Below are 16,917 nucleotides of genomic sequence, written 5' to 3' on the forward strand. Positions count from 1 at the left end.
GCCCCGGAGTATTTGATCCCATGGAAGCCATTCTCACGTCGACCGCGGTCGTCGCACTCGCCGAGATCGGCGACAAGACACAGCTGCTCGCGATCCTGCTCGCGACGCGCTTTCACCGGCCTGCGCCGATCATCCTCGGCATTTTGGTGGCGACGCTCGCCAATCACGCGCTTGCGGCGCTGCTCGGTGCTCAGGCGGCCGCCTTCCTCGACAGCCCGGTCTTCCGCTATGCGATCGGCTTGTCGTTCGTGGCGATGGCGGCCTGGACCCTGATCCCCGACAAGTTTGAAGACGACGATGCGCCGAAGCCGCGCTTCGGGGCGTTTCTGACGACGCTGATCGCGTTCTTCCTGGTCGAAATGGGCGACAAGACCCAGGTCGCGACGATCGCGCTCGGCGCGCAATATCACAATGTCCTCGCGGTCACGACGGGAACGACGCTGGGCATGATGATCGCGAATGTGCCGGCGGTATTCCTTGGCAAAGAGCTGCTCAGGCGCGTCGACCTCAAGAAGGTGCGTATGGTCGCCGCGGCGCTCTTCCTGGTGATCGGCCTGTGGGTGCTCGTGCAGACCGCGGGCTGGTTCGGCTGACCTCTTCGTCACCCCGGACTTGATCCGGGGGGCGATGACGCCGATGCCGAATAGATGCCGGATCAAGCAAGTTCGGCACGACGGACGAAAACCGACGATTATTCGGCCTCGGTACTCAGCCCCAACTCGGGAATTCCGATCGACCGCCTGCCGCCGAAGTCCGACCGCACGACGACCGCGCCCTGCTTTTCCATATATTCGACGAGCCGCCGGATGCGCCCAGGCGAGCGCGTGCCATAGGCGCGGCCAAGCGCCTCGTCGTCGGGACAGGGGATGCCCTCCATCGCGGCGCGGGCGATGCAGACGAAAGGTGCAAGCATATCGTCGGGAAGGCGGCTTGCGGCGTCGAGCAACTCGCGCCATTTCTCGTCCGCCGGATCGAAAATGCCGCCTTTCGCGAGCGCAAAGCGCCTGCGGAATTGCGGAAGGTCGAGCGGCACGCGCGCGAGCCGCTGCATCCGGCAGCGCACCGAGAAATCCTGATAGAGGAATGCTTCGGGATGAAAGGCGGCGTCCGGATCGGCGAGCATATCGTCGAGCGCCGAGACGATCGCGGGCTCGGTATCGGGCGCCTCGACGTCGGGCGCGGAAAGATCGTTGTCACCAACGTCGGCCCTGTCGGCTCCGCCGGCGTCCTGTTCGGCGAAGCGTCGCAGCAATTCGTCCGGCGCGAGGGGCTTTGGCGCTGGGGCGGGGATCGGCGGTGCCTGCGTTTCCAACTCGGCGAACAGCATCGTGCGCATGTCCTGCCGTTCGGCGCTCGGCAGCGGCAGCAGGTTGTGCGTTCCGGCGCGTGTCGCAGTCTGCGTGGATCCGATTTTCACGGCGACCGGCCGCCGCGAAATCGCGGGACCCAGCCCCAGGAAATGTCCGCGTTCGAGGTCGCGGATCGCTTCGGCCTGTCGCCGCTCCATGCCAAGCAGATCGGCAGCGCGCGCCATATCGATGTCGAGGAAGGTCCGCCCCATCAGGAAATTGCTTGCCTCGGCGGCGACATTTTTCGCGAGCTTGGCGAGCCGCTGCGTCGCGATTGCGCCCGCCAACCCCCGTTTGCGCCCGCGGCACATCAAATTTGTCATCGCGGCGAGGCTTGCGCGGCGGATCGTGTCGGACACGTCGCCCGACGCGCTCGGCGCAAACATCTGCGCCTCGTCGACGACGACCAGCGCCGGAAACCAATGTTCACGCGGTGCATCGAACAGCGCGTTCAGGAAGACGGCCGCACAGCTCATCTGCGCCTCGATATCGAGGGTGTCGAGCGCGACGATCACCGAGGCGCGATGTTCGCGGATGCGAGCGCCCATCGCGGCAATCTCGCGCTCGCTATAATCGCCGGCGTTGACGACGATATGGCTGTATCGGTCGGCAAGCGTGACGAAATCGCCCTCGGGATCGATCACGATCTGCTGAACGAGTCCTGCGCTTTCTTCGAGCAGGCGGCGAAGCAGATGCGACTTGCCCGACCCCGAATTGCCCTGGACAAGCAGGCGCGTCGCTAGAAGCTCCTGCACATTGACGTGAACGGCTGCCCCCCGGTCGTCGGTCCCAATTTCGATGCTGCTGTTCACTACGCCCGCACCTATCGGGGCGTATGATTCGGAGCAACCGGCGATGCTTGGACGGCGAAGAAATTCGGCAGCGCAGGCGGACCGGGCTTAGGGTAAATCCACGACCTGATTGATATTGAGGATCGGCTCGGCGTCGATCGCAGCGAAATCATGCGCTTCGGCCCAGGCGCGGACGGCTCTTGGATGATCACCCGCAAGCCAGGCTTCGAGGCTCTCGCCAAGGCGTGTCGGCCAGATGCCGATGACCGGACAGGACGTCACATAGGCACCGTCGACCAGCACGAGCCGTTCGAGCAGGCTGCTGGGCACCTCGGGCGTGTCGCAGGGCAACGACAAAATGTGGGTGAAGCCCGACGCCTCTGCCGCCTGCATTGCGCCCGCAAGGCCGCCGAGCGGGCCCAGCCCGGACTTCGGCCGATCGGCGACGCCGGTAAGGGCAGGATGGTCGCGCCCCGATACGAAAATGGCCTCGCAATGGGGTTCGAGTGCCGCGATCGACCAATCGATAAGCGTCCGCCCGCGATAGAGCGCGTCCGCCTTGTCGCTCCCGAACCGCGCCGATCGGCCGCCCGCAAGGACGACGCCCGCAATCCGCTTTGCCGCGTCAGTCAATCGTTCGTGCCAGTTCGCGGTTCCACCAAAGCGCGACGAGCGTGCAGATCGCGCCCGACAACAGATAGCCGCCCGCTGCTAGCAGCCCGAACTCGCTCGACAGCCACAGTGCCACCATGGGCGCGAAGCCCGCGCCGAACAGCCACGCAAGATCGGTAGTCAGCGCCGATCCGGTATAGCGGTGACGCGGCGAGAAGTTCGATGACAGCGCGCCCGAAGACTGGCCGAATGAGAGCCCGAGGATCAGAAAGCCGAGGATCATGAACACCGCTTCGCCGACTTCGCCAGCGGCCAGTAGCTGCGGTGCAAAGCCGCTGAAGACCGCGATCGCCGCGGCGGTGGCGCCGAGCAGCGTGCGCCGCCCGACCCGGTCGGCAAGATAGCCAGAAGCGATGATCGCGAGTACCCCCACCATCGCGGCGATGGCTTCGATCATCAGGAAACGAACCGGCGTTTCTTCGGTGAACAGGAACACCCACGACAGCGGAAACACCGTCACCATGTGGAACATCGCAAAGCTCGCAAGTGGCGCGAACGCGCCCATGATGATGATGCGCCATTCCAACCGTAACGTTTCGGTCAGCGGTGCGGGTTCAAGGTCACGGTCTTCGAACAGCCGGGCATATTCGGGCGTCACCACGATGCGCAGGCGTGCGAACAGCGCGACAACGTTGATCGCAAAGGCTACGAAAAAGGGATAGCGCCAGCCCCAGTCGAGGAAATCGGCGGCGGGCAGCGCGGCGATCAGGAACATGAAGAGCAGGCTTGCGACGATCAGGCCGAGCGGCGCTCCGAGTTGCGGGATCATCGCGTACCAGCCGCGTTTGCCTTCGGGCGCGTTGATTGCGAGCAGCGAGGCCAGACCGTCCCAAGAACCGCCGAGCGCGACGCCCTGACCCATGCGGAACAGCGCGAGCAACAGTGCGGCCCCGATACCTGCCGACTCATAGCTTGGCAGGAAGGCGATTGCCGCCGTCGATCCTCCCAGAAGAAACAGCGCGATCGTCAGCTTTGCGCCGCGGCCATAGGCGCGGTCGATCGTCGAGAAAATCATCGTGCCGACGGGCCGCGCGGCGAACGCGAGCGCGAAAATCGCGAAAGACCAAAGCGTTCCCTGAAGCGGGTCCAGGTGCGGGAATACCAGTTTCGGGAACACCAGCACCGACGCGATCGCATAAACGAAAAAGTCGAAAAACTCCGACGTCCGCCCTATGATCACCCCGATTGCAATTTCGGCGGGAGCGATAGGGTGGCCGTCGTCGTGCAGGGCGCGGGCATCGCGTTCGGCTTCGGTGGCGGCAGTTTCGGCAGACATGGTACAGATCCTGCTTCTGGCACCGCACAGGCGGTACGAGTCGATCATAGGGCAAAAGCGCCCGTTGTGAAATCGCCCCTGCGCGATCGCGCAGGCCAAGTGGATTGGACAAAATGTCCTATGTGCACTGCAACAAAGGAGGCCTAGGCGCGCATCATGCCAACGAAGCTCTCTCCTGTTACGGCCCGATTCCGGCTCTTGCGGATGCTGGGTGCGCTGCCGCTGCTCGCGAGTTGCAACATGGTCGTGCTCGACCCCGCGGGCGATGTCGCGCGCCAGCAGGGCGACCTGATCGTCATCTCGACCGTGCTGATGCTGCTGATCATCGTACCCGTCATGGCGCTGACGATCTTCTTCGCCTGGCGTTATCGCGCCGCCAACAAGGACGCGACGTACAAGCCCGACTGGGATCATTCGACGCAGCTCGAGCTCGTCATCTGGTCGGCGCCGCTGCTGATCATCATCTGTCTCGGCGCGGTGACCTGGGTCGCGACGCATTTGCTCGATCCCTATCGTCCGCTCGCGCGCACGGGGCCGGGGCAGGCAATTGCCGCGAACGTGAAGCCGCTCGAGGTCAACGTCGTCGCGCTCGATTGGAAATGGCTGTTCATCTACCCCGAACAGGGCGTGGCGACAGTGAACGAGCTAGCTCTGCCGGTGAACCGCCCGGTCCGTTTTCGCATCTCCTCCTCGTCGGTCATGAACAGCTTCTACGTCCCCGCGCTTGCAGGCCAGATTTATGCGATGCCCGGGATGGAGACAAAGCTTCACGGCGTGTTCGACAAGACCGGGGAATTCGAGGGCTTTTCGGCCAATTATTCGGGCTGGGGCTTTTCGCAGATGCGGTTCAAGGTGAAGAGCCTGCCCGCGGGCGAGTTCGACACCTGGGTCGCGGCGACGAAAGCCGCGAGCGAAGGCGATCTCGACCGACTGGCGTATCTCAAACTTGAAAAGCCGAGCCAGAAGGAGCCGGTGCGCCGCTTTGCCGCGACCGACCCGCAGCTGTTCGACGCGGTCGTCAACATGTGCGTCGAGCCCGGCAAGATGTGCATGCACGACATGATGGCGATCGACGCGAAGGGCGGCGCGGGCATTGCCGGGATCGGAAACGTCCGCGACGTCACCTATGACAAGCATGCGGCGCGCGGCACGACCGGCACGGTCGGCTGGAGCGTCCGCTATGTCGCTGCATTGTGCAGCGCTGCGATGGCTTCGGCCGATCGTCCCGACGCGAAGCCGGTGAACCCGGCGCCGCTGAAAGGCGAAGGCCTGCCGCACCCGAACCAGGCGCCCAAGCGCACCGCGCTTGTTGGCGCTGCCACCCGTCCGATCTCCTGACCGCAGGCGAAACCCGCATGATCACTCCGCATCCCGCTCCCGAGACCGGTCCGTTCCTTGGCAAATTGTCGCTCGAAGCGCTGCCGCTGCACGAGCCGATCCTGGTCGTCACCTTCGCCGTCGTCCTTCTCGGCGGCATCGCCGTCCTTGCCGCGATCACCAAATATCGCCTGTGGGGCTATCTCTGGACCGAGTGGTTCACGACCGTCGACCACAAGCGGATCGGGATCATGTACATGATCCTCGGCCTGGTGATGTTCCTGCGCGGCTTTGCCGACGCGATCATGATGCGGCTGCAACAGGCGATGGCCTTCAACGGCTCCGAAGGCTATCTGACGCCGCACCATTACGACCAGGTGTTCACCGCGCACGGCGTCATCATGATCTTCTTCGTGGCGATGCCGTTCATCACCGGCCTGATGAACTATATCGTGCCGCTGCAGATCGGCGCGCGCGACGTCAGTTTTCCCTTCCTCAACAATTTCAGCTTCTGGATGACGACCTCGGGCGCGGTGCTGACGATGATCTCGCTCTTTGTCGGCGAATATGCGCAGACCGGCTGGCTTGCCTATCCGCCTTTGTCGGGCATCGCCTACAGCCCCAATGTCGGCGTCGATTATTATATCTGGGGCCTTCAGATAGCCGGTGTCGGCACGACATTGTCGGGGATCAACCTGATCGTCACGATCCTGAAGCTGCGCGCGCCGGGCATGGGGCTGATGAAGATGCCGATCTTCACCTGGACGAGCCTTTGCTCGAACATCCTGATCGTCGCGAGCTTCCCGATCCTGACCGCGACGCTCGCGCTGCTGACGCTCGATCGTTACGCAGGCACCAACTTCTTCACCAACGACCTCGGCGGTTCGCCGATGATGTATGTGAACCTGATCTGGATCTGGGGACACCCCGAGGTCTATATTCTCGTCCTGCCCCTGTTCGGCGTCTATTCGGAGGTCACCTCGACCTTTTCGGGCAAGAAGCTCTTTGGCTATACCTCGATGGTCTATGCGACGGTGGTCATCACCATCCTGTCGTACATCGTCTGGCTGCACCATTTCTTCACCATGGGATCGGGGGCCAGCGTCAACAGCTTCTTCGGTATCACGACGATGGTGATCTCGATCCCGACCGGGGCCAAGCTCTTCAACTGGCTTTTCACCATGTACCGCGGCCGCATCCGGTTCGAGCTGCCGATGATGTGGACGGTCGCCTTCATGCTGACCTTTGTGGTCGGGGGGATGACCGGGGTCTTGCTGGCGGTGCCGCCCGCCGACTTCGTGCTGCACAATTCGCTCTTCCTGATCGCGCATTTCCACAATGTGATCATCGGCGGCGTGCTGTTCGGCCTGTTCGCGGCGATCAATTACTGGTGGCCCAAGGCCTTCGGTTTCAAGCTCGACGTCTTCTGGGGCAAGGTCAGCTTCTGGTGCTGGGTCGTCGGTTTCTGGTTGGCGTTCATGCCGCTCTATATCCTCGGCCTGATGGGCGTGACGCGGCGTATGCGCGTGTTCGACGATCCAAGCCTGCAGATCTGGTTCGTCATTGCCGCGATCGGCGCCGCCGTCATCGCGATGGGCATCGCCGCGATGCTGATCCAGTTCGCCGTGAGCATCTGGAAGCGCAAGGAACTGGTCGACGAAAGCGGCGATCCGTGGGGCGGGCGTACCCTCGAATGGGCAACCAGCTCGCCGCCGCCCGACTATAATTTCGCTTTCACGCCGGTGATCCACGATCTCGACGCGTGGTACGACATGAAAAAGCGCGGGCATCAGCGCCCGGTCGGCGGCTTCCGCGACATTCACATGCCGAGCAATACCGGCGCGGGGATCATCCTTGGGGGGTTCGCGCTGGTGATGGGTTTCGCTCTCATCTGGCACATCTGGTGGCTCGCCGCGCTGAGCTTCGCGGCGATGATCGTCGGCGCGATCGTCCACACCTTCAACTACAAGCGCGATTTCGACATTCCGGCGGCGACGGTTTCCGCGGTCGAGGACGCCCGAACCCGCCAGCTGGCGGCCGGAGGCTGATGCGATGAGCGCCAAGACCATCACCGCCGCTCCGATCTCCGCTGACGATCCCGTCCAGTTCTACGACCTCGACGAGCATGCCCATGCCGAAGGGCACAGCACGATGCTGGGCTTCTGGATCTATTTGATGAGCGACTGCCTCATCTTCGCGATCCTCTTCGCCTGCTTCGCCGTGCTCGGCGGCAATTATGCCGCGGGACCGGCCCCGAAGGATTTGTTCGACCTGCCGCTGGTCGCGCTCAACACCGCGATGCTGCTCTTCTCGTCGATCACTTATGGCTTTGCGGTGCTTCAGATGCAGCAGGGCAGGGTCCGTGGGACGCAGCTGTGGCTTGCGATCACCGGGATGTTCGGGCTCGCTTTTCTGGGTATCGAGCTTTACGAATTCCACCATCTGATCGAGATCGGCGCGACGCCGCAGCGCAGCGCTTTCCTGTCGAGCTTCTTCACGCTCGTCGGCACGCACGGGCTCCACGTCACCTTCGGGATCGTCTGGCTGATCACCCTGATGGTTCAGCTTGGCAAGCACGGGTTGATTGCGGCCAACAAACGCCGCGTCATGTGCCTCAGCATGTTCTGGCACTTTCTCGACGTCGTCTGGATCGGCGTCTTCACGATTGTCTATTTGATGGGAGTGCTGCGATGAGCGCCGATCCCCGGCACGCAACGGGCGAGCATCACGAGATCGAGATGCCGCACGCGTCAATGCGCGACTATGTCATCGGCTTCCTCCTGTCGGTGATCCTCACCGCCATCCCCTTCTGGCTGGTGATCGAACGGCCGTTCGGCGCTGGCGCGACGGCGGCAATCATCATGGTATTCGCGATGATCCAGATCGTCGTTCATATGGTCTTTTTCCTCCATATGACTCCCAAGGCAGAGGGCGGCTGGTCGCTGACCTCGCTCGTCTTCACCATCATCGTCGTGGTGATCATGCTCGCGGGATCGCTGTGGGTGATGCATCATCTGAACACCAACATGATGCCGTCGATGCACGACACGAGCCAGCTGCCGTGATCCGGACCCGCCGCGCGGCCTTTGCCGCCGCGGCCGTGGTTGCAGCGGCATGCCTCGCGGCGCTTGGCGTCTGGCAGCTCGAACGGCGCGCCTGGAAGCACGAGTTGATCGCGGCGGTCGATGCGCGCACGCATGCCGCATCTGTCGCCGCGCCTGGCCCCGCGAGTTGGCCGGAAATCAGCGCCGGGAAAGATGCCTATCGCCGTGTGAACGCGGTCGGCAGTTTCGACCATGACCGCGAGACGCTGGTACAGGCGGTGACCGGGCTCGGCGCCGGTTATTGGGTGCTGACCCCACTCGAGACCAAGGATTTCACCGTGCTGGTCAATCGCGGGTTCGTGCCCGCGGACAAGCGCGATCCCAGCAGCCGGACGCCCTATACAGGCACCGCGGCCGTGACGGGATTGCTGCGCGTGACGGAGCCCGACGGCGCTTTTCTCCGCTCGAACGATATCGCGGCTGGCCGCTGGTATTCGCGCGACGTCATCGCGATCGCGAAGGCACGACGGCTGGGCAAGGTGGCCCCCTATTTTATCGATGCCGATAATTCGCCGAATCCCGGCGGCTATCCCGTTGGCGGGCTGACGGTGGTGCAGTTCAACGACAATCACATGGTCTATGCGCTGACCTGGTTCGGTCTTTGCGCGCTCAGCCTGTTTTTTGCGTGGCGGCTCTGGCATATGCGGGAGGAATGACCAGCCCGACGATCCTGCCGAGTGCGCCTGCCGAGGCCAATGCCGGGCGGCGCAACATGACGCTGTTGATCCAGTTGCGCTGGCTCGCGGTTGGCGGCCAGCTTGCGACGATCGGCGTCGTCACCGGAGTGATGGGCATCAAGCTCCCGCTCGCACCTTTGATTGCCGCGGTTGCGATGCTGATCGCGATCAATGTCGCCAGCCTGGCGTTGCTGCGTCGCGGCCGGACGGTCACCAATGCCGAACTGACTGCGGCATTGCTGTTCGATGTCGGCGCCCTTGGCTGGCAGCTTTATCACAGCGGCGGGATCGCGAACCCCTTTGCCTCGCTCTTCCTGCTGCAAGTCGTTATCGGTGCCATCCTGCTGACGCCCGCATCGTCATGGGGTATCGTCGTCGCGGCGCTGATTGCAATCGGCGTGCTGGCGATCGACCCGACACCACTGGTACTTCCCGAACCCTATTCTGCCGATCCGATGGGTATGTATCTGCAAGGCAGCCTTGTCTGCTTCCTGCTTATCGCAATTTTGCTCGTCGCTTTCGTGACGCGGATCAGCCGCAACCTGCGCCAGCGCGACGCTGCACTCGCCGCCACGCGTCAGCGCGCGGCGGAGGAGGATCATATCGTGCGCATGGGGCTGCTCGCATCGGGTGCAGCGCACGAGCTCGGGACGCCGCTCTCGACGCTATCGGTCCTGATCGGCGACTGGAAAGCGGCGCCGACGCTGGCGAAGGAAAGCGAGCTTCAGGAGGATCTTGCGGAGATGGATGCCGCTGTCCGGCGTTGCAAAGCGATCGTGAGCGGCATTTTGATGTCGGCGGGGGAAGCGCGCGGCGAAGCGCCGCAGCTCACGACGATGCGCGCCTTCCTCACCGAGCTGGTCGATGAAGCGCGGGCCGGTCGCATGCCTGCGACGGTCGAGTTCAACGACCTGTTCGGTCCCGATGTCGCGATTGTGTCCGACCCGGCGCTGCGCCAGGTGATCGGCAATGTCATGGACAATGCGTCCGAAGTGTCGCCCGACTGGATCGCCGTCACGGCCTCGCGCGATGCCGATATGGCGGTGATCGAAATTTCGGATCGCGGCCCGGGTTTCAGCGACGAGATGATCGGCCGCTTTGGCCAGCCGTACAGCTCGACCAAAGGACGGCCGGGCGGGGGATTGGGGCTGTTCCTGCTCGTCAACGTGCTGCGCAAGCTTGGCGGCAGCGCCAGCGTCGCCAATCGCGATGCGGGTGGCGCTGCGGTCCGCATCACCCTGCCGCTTGCATTGCTCGCCGCGGAAGGAGAGGCGGCATGAGCGAGCGGCGGCAATTGCTGATCGTCGAGGACGATGACGTCTTTGCCCGCACGCTCAAGCGTTCGTTCGAACGGCGCGACTACGACGTCCGCGTTGCAGCCAGCCCTGAACAGGCCGAGGAACTGCTGGGCGATTGGCGGCCCGGCTATGCGGTCGTCGATCTGAAACTTGGCAATGCGTCGGGGCTCGCCTGCGTCCAGAGGCTGCGCGCGGCGGACGCCGCAATGCGGATCGTCGTGCTCACCGGCTTCGCGAGCATCGCGACCGCTGTCGAGGCGATCAAGCTTGGTGCGTCCTATTATCTTGCAAAGCCGTCGAACACCGACGACATCGAGGCCGCGTTCGAGCGCGCCGAGGGCAATATCGAAGCGCCGCTCGCTGCACGCCCCTCGTCGATCAAGACCGTCGAATGGGAGCATATTCATCAGACGCTCGTCGAGGCCAATTTCAACATTTCGGAGGCGGCTCGCCGACTGGGCATGCACCGCCGTACGCTCGCGCGGAAGCTCGAGAAACGGCAGGTGAAATGATGCGCCGGCTCGCGCGCTTCGATCTCAACCTGCTGCAAGTCTTCGACGCCATTTACGTGAAAGGCGGAGTGTCGGCGGCTGCGCGCCATCTGAACCTGTCGCAGCCGGCGATCAGCCATTCCCTCACGAAACTCCGCGATGCGTTCGACGATCCGCTGTTCGTGCGGCAGGGCAACCGGCTGGTGCCGACGCCTGCCGCCCGCGCGATCGCGGGGCCGGTGCGCGAAGCGCTGCGCGGCCTCGATGCCGCGCTCGATGCTGCGGTCTTTTTCGATCCCGCCCAGTCGACGCGCGAGTTTCGCATCGGGGTGCGGCTGTCGGGCGAGATGCCGCGATTCTCGTCGCTCGTGGCGCGGGTACGCAGCGAGGCGCCGCATGTTGCGCTCGCCAGCGTGACCTTCCGCCGCCGCGATCTGGTGATGGCGCTCGCGAACGCCGACCTCGACCTTGCGCTCGATGTTTCGCTTCCCGCCAACGACCGCCTCAGCCGTCACTATCTCGGGACCGAGCCGCTGGTCGTCGTCGCACGCCAAGGCCATCCGCGCGTCGATGGCGCGATCGATCTCGATACCTACCTCGCGCTCGATCACGTCGTCGCGACTGCGCGCCCCTATGGTCCGGGGATCGAGGATATGGCGCTCGATCGTATGGGGCGTACCCGTCGGGTGGCGGTTCGTTGCCAGCACGCGATTACCGCGTGGCAGATCATTGCCACGTCGGATATGCTCTTTGCGCTGCCGCGGTCGCACGCCGCGGTTCTCGACGCGGTCTGGCCGATGCAGTTGGTCGAGCTGCCCCTGCCGATCGAGCCGGGAGGCAGCTATCTCTATTGGCATCAGGCGGCAGAGGCCGATCCCGGTCTGGCGTGGCTACGGGCGATCATCGTCGATGAGCTGACCCGCATCGCTTGACTATTCAATTTGCGAATACCGAATATTCGCTCCTATCATTTTCTTCGATGGCTTGGCGCAGCTAGTTTCGCGCCAGATCCAGCGGAGAATTAGCATGACCGAAATCGAGCTTCAGGCCGAACTCAACGACCTTCGCATGTCGAAGGAAGCGCAGCCGCTCTTCGAGGCGGTGAAGCGCCACATCGCAGAGAATGTGGACCCGATTACCGAGGAGTTTTTCCGCTTGGGCGATAACCGCGCCGATCGGTGGAGCTGGGCGCCGGGGCAGCTCGACCTGCTCGAAGGCGCCAAGAACAAGGCGAAGGCCGCTGGCCTGTGGAATTTCTTCCTTCCGCACGGCGACACCGGCACGCCGCTCAGCAATCTCGACTATGCCTATATTGCTGCCGAACTCGGCAAGTCGCCGCTCGCGTCGGAATCGCTGAACTGTTCGGCGCCCGATACCGGCAATATGGAAGTGCTCGAAATGGTCGGCACGCCGGCGCAGAAAGAGCGTTGGCTGAAGCCGCTGCTCAACGGTGAAATCCGGTCGGCCTATGTGATGACCGAGCCTGGCGTCGCTTCATCCGACGCGAGCAACCTTGAAACCACCGCGGTGCTCGACGGCGACGAATGGGTGATCAACGGAGAAAAATATTTCATCAGCGGCGCCGGCGATCCGCGCTGCAAGATCCTGATCTGCATGCTCAAGACCAACCCCGAAGCCGCGCGCAAAGGCCAGCATTCGCAGATACTGGTGCCGATGGACACGCCGGGGGTGAAGGTGCTGGGTCCGATGCGCGTCTTTGGCGCCGACCATGCGCCGCAGGGTCATATGCATATGCGTTTTGAAAATGTCCGCGTGCCGCGAGAGAATATTCTGCTTGGCGAGGGCCGCGGGTTCGAAATTTCGCAGCTGCGCCTCGGACCGGGCCGCATCCATCACTGCATGCGCACGATCGGAAAGGCAGAGGTCGCGCTCGACCTGATGGTGAAGCGCGGCAATTCGCGCGTCGCTTTCGGCAAGCCGCTATCGCAACTCGGCAAGAATCTGGAAGTCATCGCGCGTGCGCGCTGCGAGATCGAGGCGATGCGCCTGATCGTGCTCAAGGCCGCAAAGGCGATGGACCTGATGGGCAATCGCGAGGCGCGTGTCTGGGTCAGCATGGCGAAAGCGATGATTCCCGAAAAGGTCTGTCAGATCATCGATCAGGCGATCCAGATCCACGGCGCAACGGGCATTTCGCACTGGACCCCGCTCGCCGAACTCTATGCCGACGTGCGTCATCTGCGCTTCGCCGACGGTCCCGACGAGGTGCATTACATGGTCGTCGGGCGCGAAGAACTCGGGCGGCATTGAGCCGCCCGAAACGCCGGTCAGAAGCTCTTGGGTAGCTTCAGGACGTGCGTCGCGACATGGCTCAATATCAGGTTCGTGCTGATCGGCGCGACCTGATAGAGCCGCGTTTCGCGGAATTTGCGTTCGATGTCATATTCCTCGGCAAAGCCGAAGCCGCCATGCGTCTGGATGCACATGTCGGCGGCATACCAGCTGGCCTCCGAAGCGAGCATCTTCGACATGTTCGCTTCGGTTCCGCAGGGCTCGCCCGCTTCGAACATCGCCGCCGCCTGATCGACCATCGCGGCGGCGGCGGAGATCTGCACATGCGCGCGCGCGATCGGGAACTGGATGCCCTGATTTTCCCCGATCGGGCGCCCGAACACCTCGCGCTCGGACGCATAGGATGATGCGCGATCGATGAAAAAGCGTCCGTCGCCGATGCATTCGCTGGCGATCAGAATGCGCTCGGCGTTCATCCCGTCGAGTATATATTTGAAGCCCTTGCCCTCTTCTCCGACCAAATTCGCCGCAGGAACGCGGAGATCATCGAAGAAAAGCTCCGTAGTAGCATGATTAAGCATCGTCCGGATCGGGCGGATGGTCAGGCCGTTGCCGACTGCCTCGCGCATATCGACGAGCAGCACGCTCATCCCGTCGGACGATTTCGCGACCTCGTCGCGCGGCGTCGTCCGGACGAGCAGAACCATCAAATCGCTGTGTTCAGCGCGGCTGATCCAGATCTTTTGTCCATTCACGACATAGTCGTCGCCATCGCGCCGCGCGAAGGTCTTGATCCGTGTCGTGTCGGTGCCGCTCGTTGGTTCGGTGACGCCGAACGCCTGAAGGCGCATGTCACCGCTCGCGATTCCGGGAAGGTAGCGCTGTTTCTGTTCGGGCGAGCCATGTTTCAGGATGGTGCCCATCGTGTACATCTGCGCGTGGCAGGCGCCGCCGTTGCACCCCGAACGATGGATTTCCTCGAGAATTGCCGTGGCGGCGGAGAGGCCGAGCCCGGCGCCGCCAAATTCCTCGGGGACCAGAACCGACAGAAATCCGGCTTCGGTCAGCGTGCGAACGAATTCGGTGGGATACGTACGGTCGCGGTCGAGGCCCTGCCAATAGGAACCTGGAAATTCGGCGCAGAGGCGGCGGACGGATTCGCGGATTTCGGGATGCGATGGCTCGGGCATGGGGCTCCTGTCCTATCGTCGAACTTCGATGTGCCATTGCCCTTAGCGGCGCTGCGCGGCGCGGCAAGCGGCAATCCTGCCGCAATGCGCGGAATTTTTCCCGTCAGCCGGCGGCGCGGTACCGGGCGGCGGCTGCCATTTGCGGGCACACTAGTTTTTCCGCTCGGCATAGCGGCTGAGGTAGGCTTGGGGCTGCGGCAAGTGATAGGTTCGTGCCATGGCCAACGAACAGCCCCATCCCGCCATCCAAATCGAAGGCGGCGCGATCCGCGGCCACGCTTGCGGCTCGGTCCTGCGTTTTCTTGGGATTCCCTACGCCGCACCGCCGCGGCGCTTTGAGCTGCCACGGCCGCCGCTGGCGTGGGAAGGCGTGCGTGACATGGATGATCGGGGGCCGGCGGCGCCGCACCGGATCAGGCCCTTTCCCGCGATCGATGTGTCGCCGCTTATCGGTGACGGGAGCGACGGGAGCGATGGCGACTATCTCAGGCTCAATGTCTGGACGCCCCGCGACGCCCAGGCTGCACCCGTGATGGTCTTCATCCACGGCGGCGGCTTCGTGGCGGGCAGCAAGGACGCGGCCGTCCATGACGGGATGGCTTTCGCGGCGTCGGGCGTAGTCTGTGTCGCGATCAATTATCGCATGGGGATCGACGGCTTTCTGCCGATTCCGGGAGTGCCCACCAATTTGGGGCTGCGCGACATGATTTTTGCGCTGGACTGGATTCAGCGCAATATTGCCGCCTTTGGCGGCGATCCTGCGAATGTCACCGTGTTCGGGGAGAGCGCGGGGGCGATGGCGATCGCCGACCTGGTCACGTCGCCACTCGCCAAGGGGCTGTTCGCGCGGGCGATCATCCAGAGCGGCCATGGCGCGATGGTGCGCGAGATCGATGTGGCGCAGCGGCTGGTGCGGAAGTTGGCGAAGGTGCTGCGTATAGTGCCCGATGCCGACGGATTTCTACCGGTATCCAACAGCGACATGATGGACGCGATCGAGAAGGTGGCCAAGCCATGGGCGATCGACCTGCGCGACCGGGATGGGCGCGAACCGGTGTACGGGATCAGCCGTTTCATTCCGGTCTATGGCGATGATGTGCTGCCCGACAAGCCGATCGATGCGCTGCGCAAAGGCGCGGGGCGCGATGTCGAAGTTGTCATCGGCACCAATGCCGAAGAGATGAACCTCTATTTCGTCCCGACCGGCGTACGCCGGAAGATCGGCGGGCTGCTCGCGCGCTGGCTGCTCGGGCGGTCGCATCCCGACGCAAGGGGCGTGCTGAAAGCCTATGGATACAAGCAAAAGGGCGTGCGGCCGGGCGAGGCGATGACCGACGCGATGAACGATCTCGTCTTTCGCTGGCCGGCACGGCAATATGCCGCCGCGCATCAGGGCAAGACGTGGATGTACGAGTTCGACTGGCGCTCGCCCGCGTGCGACGGCGCGCTGGGTGCGTGCCACGGGATCGAAATGCCGTTCGTGTTCAAGACGCTGCCGAGCGTCACCGGGCCACGCGGGCTGGCGGGAATGGATCCGCCTCAGGCGCTCGCCGACCATGTCCACGACCTGTGGGCGGGTTTCGCGACGAGCGGGTCGATGCCGTGGCCAGAATATGGCGCCGACGCGATGGTGTATCAGATGACGCGCGGCGAGGCGGTTCACGAACCCGCGATGCCTGCCGCTGCTTTCGTGCCGGAGTAGCGGATGTATATCGAAAAGCTGCGCCTCGACGGGCGCACCGCTTTTGTCACGGGCGGGGCGCAGGGAATCGGCCTTGCGAGCGCGGAGGCGCTGGCCGAGGCCGGCGCGCGCGTGACGATCGCGGACAGGGACGAACAAGCGCTCGACCGCGCGATCGCCGCGCTGGCCGTCAAAGGCCATTCCGCTTTTGCACAGCCGCTCGACGTGACAGACAGCCTCGCGGTCGATGCCGCGGCAGCGGCGATGGCCGTGCGCGACGGACGGATCGACATTCTCGTCAACAATGCCGGCATCGCGCGCAGCGAGACCGCGGCCGAGGCTGTCGCCGACGAGCATTGGCTGAATGTGCTCGACGTCAATCTGAACGGCAGTTTCTGGTGCGCGCGCGCCTTCGGACGGCACATGCTGGCGGCGGGGCAGGGGAGCATCGTCAACGTCGGGTCGATGTCTGGCTTCATCGTCAACCGACCGCAGCCGCAAAGCTATTATAATGCGTCGAAGGCCGCGGTGCACCAGCTGACCAAGAGCCTCGCCGCCGAATGGGCGGGCCGCGGCGTGCGGGTCAATGCGGTCGCTCCAACCTATATCGCGACCCCGCTCAATGCCTTTGCCGACAAGCAGGGCGAGATGTATCGCCGCTGGATCGACGGGACGCCGCAAGCGCGGCTCGGCGAACCCGAAGAGGTTGCGGCGGTCATCCTGTTCCTGGCGTCCGACATGGCGAGCCTGATGACCGGCAGCATCGTACTGGCCGACGGCGGGTATAGTTGCTGGTGAGGCTGGCCCAGTGGGCAAAA

Annotated in this window: 16 protein-coding genes; 12 read left to right on the forward strand and 4 right to left on the reverse strand. The window is 63.8% G+C overall.

Features of this window, described 5'->3' with window-relative positions; all coding sequences use genetic code 11:
- The first annotated feature begins 20 nt into the window (after positions 1-20).
- Positions 21-593 carry a TMEM165/GDT1 family protein gene (locus tag ACO055_RS00670; protein ID WP_422060694.1) on the forward strand — a complete coding sequence of 191 codons (573 nt, stop codon included), beginning with the start codon at positions 21-23 and terminating at the stop codon, positions 591-593.
- 98 nt (positions 594-691) lie between these two features.
- On the opposite strand, the gene ACO055_RS00675 is transcribed toward ACO055_RS00670, so the two are convergent.
- From ACO055_RS00675 to ACO055_RS00685, 3 genes are all read right to left on the reverse strand, one after another.
- Positions 692-2,161: a helicase HerA domain-containing protein gene (locus ACO055_RS00675; protein WP_422060695.1), complete on the reverse strand. Its 1,470-nt coding sequence runs from the start codon at positions 2,159-2,161 to the stop codon at positions 692-694.
- Positions 2,162-2,248: 87 nt separating this feature from the next.
- The gene (gene mobA, locus ACO055_RS00680; protein ID WP_422060696.1) at positions 2,249-2,773 is read right to left on the reverse strand and encodes a molybdenum cofactor guanylyltransferase; all 525 of its coding nucleotides are present in this window, start codon (positions 2,771-2,773) and stop codon (positions 2,249-2,251) included.
- The gene (locus tag ACO055_RS00685) at positions 2,766-4,088 is read right to left on the reverse strand and encodes an MFS transporter (protein WP_422060697.1); all 1,323 of its coding nucleotides are present in this window, start codon (positions 4,086-4,088) and stop codon (positions 2,766-2,768) included. Before ACO055_RS00685 ends, mobA begins: the two co-directional genes overlap by 8 nt.
- Before the next feature lie 204 nt (positions 4,089-4,292).
- On the opposite strand from ACO055_RS00685, the gene cyoA reads away from it, so the two are divergent.
- The 9 genes from cyoA (at position 4,293) to ACO055_RS00730 (ending at position 13,246) form a co-directional block, all read left to right on the forward strand.
- A complete protein-coding gene (gene cyoA, locus ACO055_RS00690; RefSeq protein WP_422060698.1) occupies positions 4,293-5,426 on the forward strand; it encodes a ubiquinol oxidase subunit II in 1,134 nt (377 codons plus the stop codon).
- Between the two features lie 17 nt (positions 5,427-5,443).
- Positions 5,444-7,453, forward strand: coding sequence for a cytochrome o ubiquinol oxidase subunit I (cyoB, locus tag ACO055_RS00695; protein WP_422060699.1), 2,010 nt, complete (start codon positions 5,444-5,446; stop codon positions 7,451-7,453).
- Positions 7,454-7,457: 4 nt separating this feature from the next.
- Positions 7,458-8,099: a cytochrome o ubiquinol oxidase subunit III gene (gene cyoC, locus ACO055_RS00700; protein ID WP_422060700.1), complete on the forward strand. Its 642-nt coding sequence runs from the start codon at positions 7,458-7,460 to the stop codon at positions 8,097-8,099.
- Positions 8,096-8,470: a cytochrome o ubiquinol oxidase subunit IV gene (gene cyoD / locus ACO055_RS00705; RefSeq protein WP_422060701.1), complete on the forward strand. Its 375-nt coding sequence runs from the start codon at positions 8,096-8,098 to the stop codon at positions 8,468-8,470. The genes cyoC and cyoD overlap by 4 nt, the downstream gene beginning before the upstream one ends.
- Complete coding sequence (locus tag ACO055_RS00710) at positions 8,467-9,165, forward strand: SURF1 family protein (protein ID WP_422060702.1); 699 nt, start codon at positions 8,467-8,469, stop codon at positions 9,163-9,165. The genes cyoD and ACO055_RS00710 overlap by 4 nt, the downstream gene beginning before the upstream one ends.
- Positions 9,162-10,466, forward strand: a complete 1,305-nt coding sequence (locus tag ACO055_RS00715; RefSeq protein ID WP_422062384.1) for an ATP-binding protein — start codon at positions 9,162-9,164, stop codon at positions 10,464-10,466. The genes ACO055_RS00710 and ACO055_RS00715 overlap by 4 nt, the downstream gene beginning before the upstream one ends.
- Positions 10,463-10,996, forward strand: coding sequence for a response regulator transcription factor (locus tag ACO055_RS00720; RefSeq protein ID WP_422060703.1), 534 nt, complete (start codon positions 10,463-10,465; stop codon positions 10,994-10,996). Before ACO055_RS00715 ends, ACO055_RS00720 begins: the two co-directional genes overlap by 4 nt.
- Positions 10,993-11,907 carry a LysR family transcriptional regulator gene (locus ACO055_RS00725; protein ID WP_422060704.1) on the forward strand — a complete coding sequence of 305 codons (915 nt, stop codon included), beginning with the start codon at positions 10,993-10,995 and terminating at the stop codon, positions 11,905-11,907. Before ACO055_RS00720 ends, ACO055_RS00725 begins: the two co-directional genes overlap by 4 nt.
- A gap of 94 nt (positions 11,908-12,001) precedes the next feature.
- Positions 12,002-13,246: an acyl-CoA dehydrogenase family protein gene (locus ACO055_RS00730; protein WP_422060705.1), complete on the forward strand. Its 1,245-nt coding sequence runs from the start codon at positions 12,002-12,004 to the stop codon at positions 13,244-13,246.
- A 17-nt stretch (positions 13,247-13,263) separates the two neighbouring features.
- Here the strand turns inward: ACO055_RS00730 and ACO055_RS00735 are convergent, their stop codons facing one another.
- Complete coding sequence (locus tag ACO055_RS00735) at positions 13,264-14,418, reverse strand: acyl-CoA dehydrogenase family protein (protein ID WP_422060706.1); 1,155 nt, start codon at positions 14,416-14,418, stop codon at positions 13,264-13,266.
- 217 nt (positions 14,419-14,635) lie between these two features.
- Between ACO055_RS00735 and ACO055_RS00740 the strand changes: the two genes are divergently transcribed.
- Positions 14,636-16,120 carry a carboxylesterase/lipase family protein gene (locus tag ACO055_RS00740; RefSeq protein WP_422060707.1) on the forward strand — a complete coding sequence of 495 codons (1,485 nt, stop codon included), beginning with the start codon at positions 14,636-14,638 and terminating at the stop codon, positions 16,118-16,120.
- Positions 16,121-16,123: 3 nt separating this feature from the next.
- Positions 16,124-16,897, forward strand: coding sequence for an SDR family NAD(P)-dependent oxidoreductase (locus ACO055_RS00745; protein ID WP_422060708.1), 774 nt, complete (start codon positions 16,124-16,126; stop codon positions 16,895-16,897).
- Positions 16,898-16,917 lie beyond the last annotated feature (20 nt).

Origin of the sequence: Sphingopyxis sp. (assembly GCF_965227415.1) — a bacterium.
Taxonomy (GTDB): Bacteria; Pseudomonadota; Alphaproteobacteria; order Sphingomonadales; family Sphingomonadaceae; genus Sphingopyxis.